Below are 7,129 nucleotides of genomic sequence, written 5' to 3'. Positions count from 1 at the left end.
GTGAGGGCTGATGGGGCTTCTTGCTTTGTTAAGAAATATTTCGCCAACAGCATCCACTTTGTTAACGCACCCTACAAGATAAGCGATCGCACTTTGATTCAAATTAGGGATTTGAGGTTCACATTCAGGGTCAAAAAAGTACGGGCGAGTCGTATCCAGTTAGTCCAGGTGAAACCGATAACAACACCTGACTCGCCCTCCCTTAATTACCAATTCTCTATAACAATATGCTTAATGATTGCCTTGCCATTTATGTGTAATCGTGCCCATAACAGCTGCTATATTAAGCGTATTTTCCTAGAGAATTTAATCGATCATTTATTTTTTGTCAGTCCCTTACATATCCAGTTGCAGCGGAAAGATCTGGATTTCACGTTTTCCCTCCTTCAGATCAGTACTCCATGTGGTATCTTTTCGCGGAGGCCAGTTCATATACTCCACTATTGGATAAACATATCCTGTAGAGTCCTCTGCATAAAAAGCCATTGTTTTCGGCAGCCACAGGTCATTACCTTTGATCTTCAGAGTCATCCTCTGGAAGTAGTATAACTCGTCGGGCAGTTCTATAGAGCATGCAATCGATTTGCCTTGTTCCCGATGCCCTGTATCGAGTGGGAAAGTCTTTGCTGGCGGCGAGGGATCATATTGTGGCTTGTCAGAGTATTGGATGTATAATTCTAGAGGACTACTAGATTGGCTCCATCGAGACCAGGATGTGATCGCCAGAAAATGAAGGGTTTTGATTGTTGGTACAGCCATTGTGTATTTACTTCTCCTTTCGGTTTTGTTTGTCTACACCCTTAAGACGATTTCGCCGAGGAATTTATGAATTTTTGCGCTAACTAAAAGGATCATTTATTTTTTGTAAATCCCTTACACGTCCAGTAGCAGTGGAAAGATATGAATTTGAGCTTTTCCCTCCTTCGGATCAGTACTCCATGTGCTATCTTTTCGCTGAGGCCAGTTCATATACTTCACTATGGGATAAACATATCCTGTAGTATCCTCTGCATAGAAAGCCATTGTTTTCGGCAGCCACAGGTCATTACCTTTGATAATCAGAACCATTTTATCGAAGTAGTATAAATTCTGGGGCATTTCTAGAGAGAATGCAATCGCTTTGCCTTTTTCCTGACGCCCTATATCGAGTTGTAAAGTCTTTGTTTGCGGCCTTATATCAGGTCTTGGCACGTCATCGGATCGGGTGTATAATTCTAGAGGACTACTAGATTGCCTCCATGGAGACCGGGATGTTATCGCCATAAAATGAAGTTCTAGAGGACTACTAGATTGCCTCCATCGAGACCGGGATGTTATCGCCATAAAATGAAGGGTTTTGATTGTTGGTACAGCCATTGTGTATTTGGTTATCCTTTCGGTTTTGTTTCTCTACACCCTTATGACGATTTTTAATACGATTTCGCTGAATAATTTAGGATTTTTTTCGCTAACCCAAAGAACAATTGAGGTGCGCTTGACCCATTAAGAATTAAATTCGCCACGGGTCGCACCTTTTGATCTGACGTGGTGATAAGCAGCTCAAAAGCTTTTCGCTGCTGATAAAAAGCCCTCGCAGGCTCGAAGTCCATCAAGTCGGATGCACGTCGATGAACTTCTTATCACCAACTCCGACTACAGGAAATGAATTTTGAATTTTGATAGTTTTTTCGGCTGTCGGTGGGCTTCTCGGACTCTCTTCGCTCCTTTTTTGGATGATAAACCTATCACCTAGATAACAAACCAACTCACTCCTATCCCTCACAAACTTATGACTTGGGATTAAAAATTGTAAAGGCAAAATCAACTTATACAATAGGGTAGTAGCAGAAATTTTACCCCTTCCTTTCCCCACCTCTAGCCGTTCTTGCTCCCTCTGCACCGCCAGAGATGAACTCCCCCAATACTGGTCGGATAAGGGAGTGTGGGGCTTGGGCGCGGGGAGTGTGGGGCTTGGGCGCGGGGAGTGTGGGGAGTGTCGGGCCCGGACGCGGGAAGTGTGGGAAGAATGCTTCTTTTCTCTCTCCTCCCTCTCAACCGAGCAGTATTGGGAATTCCCCCTACTTCCAGTTTCTGCATCAAATAGTGCCAATGCCAAAATCGGTGCAGGCAGCCTTTCCCACAGCCCCGCTTTAGCGGACGGACAACTATCTTTGTTTACTTCTAACTTCTGATCACAAGTCGTCGCAACAGGAACCGACTCAGAGTGCTGCACCGATAGTGCTACCTCCTGCACTTCCTCACCAACACCACTCTCCAGTTCTTCCACCGCAACAGATGATGTCACCGTCTCGCCCACAATCGGTTCAACTTCCCCATGGGGCTGGGACATTTCCCCAATTGCTGACTCTGTTGCCTGATTAGTTGGTGTAACCGATAATTCCCTATCAGTCTCATCCTCGCCGATAAAATATCTCCTCAACTCCTCTCGCAGAATCGCCCGTGCCTGGGAGATGCGCTTGCAGACATTCTGGTAGGAAATATTTTGCTGTTGGGCTATCTCTCGATAAGACAGTTCTTGATAAAAGTGCAGGATAAAGGTCTGGTGCAGTCGAGGTGGTAAGTTATCAATGGCACGGCGGATCGCAATCTTTTTCTCGTCTGTTTCCAAAACCCTTTCTGGCGTATCCTCACAGGAAACCAATCCTTTTTCCTCTGGAATCCCTTCTATATCCTCAACGTGGTTGGCGCTGCGACTATGTTCTCGATGAATATCCACGCAGAGGTTATGAGTTAGCTTTGTCAGCCAAGCCTTAAAATTAGCGATTTTCCCGGCAAATTTTTGCACCTTTTCCCATGCTTTGAGCATCGCTCGACTCAGGGCATCTTCAGCATCGGTAGGGTTTCCACCCATCCACCTGAGACAGCGATGATAGAGATAGTCTCGATATTGCTGCCATTGCTGCCAAAACTCTTTCTGTGAAACGTGATGGGATTGGCCCAATGCGGTAGAAGTGGCTTCTAATTGAATATCTGAGATCATAATTGATCAATACAATGGTGTATGCTCTCCACGGGAGTCCAGGGCTGATTTGTTGTAGTAAGCATATGCGCTACGCGCATATGCTTACGATTTGTACTCCACATTTTTGACCTCGATTACCCGATCACCATGTGATATTACTTCTGCTTTTAGTCTCTTAATCTCATAAAACTCATGTAAAAACTCATGTAAAAACTCATGTAAAAACTCATGTAAAAACTCATGGCTCTATGGGGTTTATGGGAAAAATGTATAATAAACTACATAAATTCTAATGGCATCATGGTGAAATCCTTGTGGAGAAAGGGTTTCACCATCAAATAACTTTTACTTATTACCCTGGGGGGGTGACATGCAAGCTGAAATCCTTACTGGGTAGTAACTTTAGCCCATAAGTTATAAAAAGATACATGGTGTTGTGAGCTTCCAGAAAGGATGTAGTTATAAGGGTTTGAGCTTCCAGAAAATGAAAGCAGGGTTAATTTCCGACTGTATCTTCCATGACCTCATTGGCATCAAAGCCTTATATAGTAAGCTTTTTAGGGCTCATGTCACCCCCTCAGCTTATTACCACAAGTACGGTAGAGCCAACTCATGTAAAAACTCATGTAAAAACTCATGTAAAAACTCATGGCTCTATGGGGTGGGTAAAATGTATAATAAACTACATAAATTCTAATGTCATCATGGTGAAATCCTTTTGGAGAAAGGGTTTCACCATCAAATAACTTTTACTTATTACCACAAGTACGGTAGAGCCAACTCATGTAAAAACTCATGTAAAAACTCATGTAAAAACTCATGTAAAAACTCATGTCTAGGGTTTTTATATAGGTTGTAAACAAAATTATTGCTCAAAAAGGCAAGAGGCAAGAGGCAAAAGGCAAGAGGGGCAAGAGATTTGAGGTTTTATTGTCCAATCAAAAAAGACCATATACGTTTACATCTCAAATATAAATGCTATATAAAGCTCATGTAAAAACTCATGTAAAAACTCATGTCTAGGGTTTTTATATAGGTTGTAAACAAAATTATTGCTCAAAAAGGCAAGAGGCAAGAGGCGAAACGCAAGATGGGCAAGAGATTCAAAGTTTTATTGTCCAATCAAAAAAGACCATATACGTTTACATCTCAAATATAAACCCTATATACAGTCGAAAGTCGGGAGTCAACAGAAGCGGGAAATGGGGGGATAATTATCCCTCTCTACCCATTACCCGCTTGTAAAAATCTGACTAAATGGCGTTTATAAAAACCAAATAATTTTTTTACAGGTTAAACGCCCCTATGTTACCTATTATCTGGTATTATCTCCTATGATGACACTCCCATTTCAGGAAGTCCCAGGAATAAAAATAGTTAACAATATTTAATAATAAGCTTAGGATTATATATGGTATTCTCAATTACAGTTAAGCAGTTGCACAAAATTAATTAAACATTTTTCAAAACTCAAAGCCTTACAATGTAGGGGTTACAGAGATTGGGAGTAGGTAATTAATTATATGTAGGTGCTTATGATAATCAATGAAAGGAGAAAAGTAAGCCTTTAATGCCTGGAATCTCGGTAAGCTCCCTACTCGCCAGAAACGGGCAAGATGCCCGTTCCACCGGTAAGATGCCCCTTCCACCGAGAGGAGTTCTATTATCCCTTTAATAGACAGGTACCATTACCGCCTTAGTTTTATTCAACTACCTGAGCGGGTTAAAATTCTGGCACTGGCATCATACTTGCATCATATTGGTTGTATTTCTGGGAAGTCCCGGAATAGTTTTGGATTTAAACTACTTTAGTAATAAACTACTTTAGTAATAAAGCTGCTGAATCAAGGGTAACTCTCTAGTCGGTAATTTTTATTTATGGGTATTATTGAGCCCCACCAAGACTCATTACCAAGACTAGGTATTGTAGTAAATAACTAGTTATTAATACTAGTAAACCTCCTAGGGTTAACTGCTGGTTAACTGGGGTGCCATTGCCCAGTGATCAGCTCTAAAATTGGTGACTCATTCAGGGTAAACCCATATAATTTGCTGATTCCTATATACCTATAGTGTTTTTTTAAATTCAATAAACACTATAGCTTTTAATTCTAAAAAGGGTAAGGCCAAACCTTTAGGCTACGTTTCGGTGTGTCACGTTTGCTCGAGCACTTAAAAGGTGCTTGTTGATAAATTTCGGTGACCTTTTACATGAATATTGATCGTATCCTAGAAATTGTTGACCGTCAACTAAAAGAGAACCAACATCGACCCCTTACTTCCATAGAAGTAATTATGCTGCGTGGGGTTTGGCAGTATAGAACTTATAACCAAATTGCCCTCGAAGCAGGTTATAGTCCAGGCTACCTTACCAGTGTCGTTGCTCCAGAGTTGTATCACCGACTCTCGGAGGTGATTGGCCAGCGGGTAAACAAGAAAAACTGTCGGGTGCTGCTGGAGTCTTATGCCACCACCCAAGCAGCCTCAGAGACAAACCCTTTTCAGCCAGATCGGGTGTTGCCAGAGCTGACGGGAAATGCTGCCAATGAAACCCATGAGATACTACGTAGTTACCCCAGTGGCTCAGTCCCTCTCGACTCTCCCTTTTACCTAGAACGTTCTTCCCTTGAGGAGCAAGTTTATCAAGAAATCAAGAAACCGGGAGCGTTAATCAGGATTAAAGCTCCCAGAGAAATGGGCAAAACGTCTCTGCTGCTCAGGATTCTTGACCATGGCAACCGCCTGGGCTACCATACTGTCAGCTTGAACCTAGAGCAGGTCGAGCAGGGAATTTTGAGCAATTTGAATCAATTTTTGCGCTGGCTGTGTGCCAACATTGCTCACCAGCTTCATCGTAAACCGATGCTAGATGAGTATTGGGATGAAGACCTGGGCAGTAAGATTAGCTGCACCCTCTACTTCCAAGACTATCTACTAGAGTTAATTGATACTCCCCTAATCTTGGCATTGGATGAGGTGAGCCAGATTTTCGAGCATCCCCAAGTCGCGAAGGATTTTTTACCTCTGTTGCGTTCTTGGTACGAAGAAGGCAAAAGACTGCCCATCTGGCAAAAGCTTCGCCTGGTAGTGGTTCACTCCACGGAAATTTACGTTCCCCTGGAGCTTAACCAGTCTCCTTTCAATGTGGGGCTGCCGGTTCAGTTAAACAAATTCAGCCAGGACGAAGTGCAGCAGTTAGCTCAACGCTACGGACTCGACTGGATAGGTCTCGAAGAAGCTAGACAATTAATGGTAATGCTGGGGGGACATCCGGCACTGGTAAACTTAACGCTCTATCATCTTAGTCGCCAGGAGATAACTCTTTCCCAACTGCTAGCAAGTGCTCCCACTGCCACCGGAATTTATGCTAATCACTTGCAGCGTCATTGGGCAACATTGGCAAAACAGCCGCAATTAGCAGAAGCTCTTGATACGGTTCTCAAGGCCACTGAACCTGTGCCCTTAGACCCCATCCTAACTCACAAGTTAAGCAGTATGGGGTTGATTAAACTTTCAGGTGCTCAAGCGATCGCAGGTTGTGAATTGTATCGGCAGTTTTTTATTAAAAAGGGAGAACAACAGTTTATGTATACAGCATCTTTCTTGTAGTCTAATCATTATTGATCAGCGGTCAGCGGTCAGCGGTCAGCGGTCAGCCATTCGCGTAGCGTGGGCGTAGCGCATTAGCTGATAGCTGTTCTCCCATAGCGTGGGCGTAGCGCATATGCTTACGATCAGTTTTTAATGCTCCTTTCACGATTCAATGTTTTGTTTATTAGTTTTTTAATGAGATTTTATATGAGTTATGAGATGATTTTTATGAGTTTAATAGGTCAAAAGTCAAACTAATATAGTAAGTAGTCAGCCGTCAGCGGTCAGCGGTCAGCTTAATGCTTAAAATAAACCTCTTTTGGTATAATTTAATAGTTCGAGATTTTAGGGAATTGAAAGTCTGGGGATTTTCCCATATCAATATCAATATGCTCGTAGCCCATTAGCTGTTCGCGTAGCGCTTAAGCTGTTCGCGTAGCGCTTAAGCTGACGTAACTCAGATTAAACTAATGCTTACCTGTTTTATTTAAAAGCTATTCGATGTAGCGTTCCCATAGCATAAGCTGATAGCTGATAGCTGATAGCTGATAGCTGATAGCTGATAGCTGATAGCTG

At 42.6% G+C, this 7,129-nt stretch carries 4 protein-coding genes; 1 reads left to right on the top strand and 3 read right to left on the bottom strand.

Features of this window, described 5'->3' with window-relative positions:
* Positions 1–336: 336 nt before the first annotated feature.
* The 3 genes from AC4II3_RS29980 to AC4II3_RS29970 form a co-directional block, all read right to left on the bottom strand.
* Positions 337–759, bottom strand: a complete 423-nt coding sequence (locus AC4II3_RS29980; protein WP_488029617.1) for a hypothetical protein — start codon at positions 757–759, stop codon at positions 337–339.
* A 114-nt stretch (positions 760–873) separates the two neighbouring features.
* Complete coding sequence (locus tag AC4II3_RS29975) at positions 874–1,356, bottom strand: hypothetical protein (RefSeq protein WP_488029618.1); 483 nt, start codon at positions 1,354–1,356, stop codon at positions 874–876.
* Positions 1,357–1,588: 232 nt separating this feature from the next.
* On the bottom strand, positions 1,589–2,980 hold the full coding sequence (locus AC4II3_RS29970; protein ID WP_488029619.1) for an RNA polymerase sigma factor: 1,392 nt from the start codon (positions 2,978–2,980) through the stop codon (positions 1,589–1,591).
* Between the two features lie 2,193 nt (positions 2,981–5,173).
* Between AC4II3_RS29970 and AC4II3_RS29965 the strand changes: the two genes are divergently transcribed.
* Positions 5,174–6,571, top strand: a complete 1,398-nt coding sequence (locus tag AC4II3_RS29965) for an AAA-like domain-containing protein (RefSeq protein ID WP_488017079.1) — start codon at positions 5,174–5,176, stop codon at positions 6,569–6,571.
* Positions 6,572–7,129 lie beyond the last annotated feature (558 nt).

Source organism: Moorena sp. (assembly GCF_982860115.1).
This window is presented reverse-complemented; position numbering and strand designations above follow the sequence as displayed.

Bases quoted from the DNA above. Each gene is read 5' to 3' on its own strand.
- AC4II3_RS29970 (WP_488029619.1), bottom strand. From the start codon at position 2,980: ATGATCTCAGATATTCAATTAGAAGCCACTTCTACCGCATTGGGCCAA.
- AC4II3_RS29965 (WP_488017079.1), top strand. From the start codon at position 5,174: ATGAATATTGATCGTATCCTAGAAATTGTTGACCGTCAACTAAAAGAG.
- AC4II3_RS29975 (WP_488029618.1), bottom strand. From the start codon at position 1,356: ATGGCTGTACCAACAATCAAAACCCTTCATTTTATGGCGATAACATCC.
- AC4II3_RS29980 (WP_488029617.1), bottom strand. From the start codon at position 759: ATGGCTGTACCAACAATCAAAACCCTTCATTTTCTGGCGATCACATCC.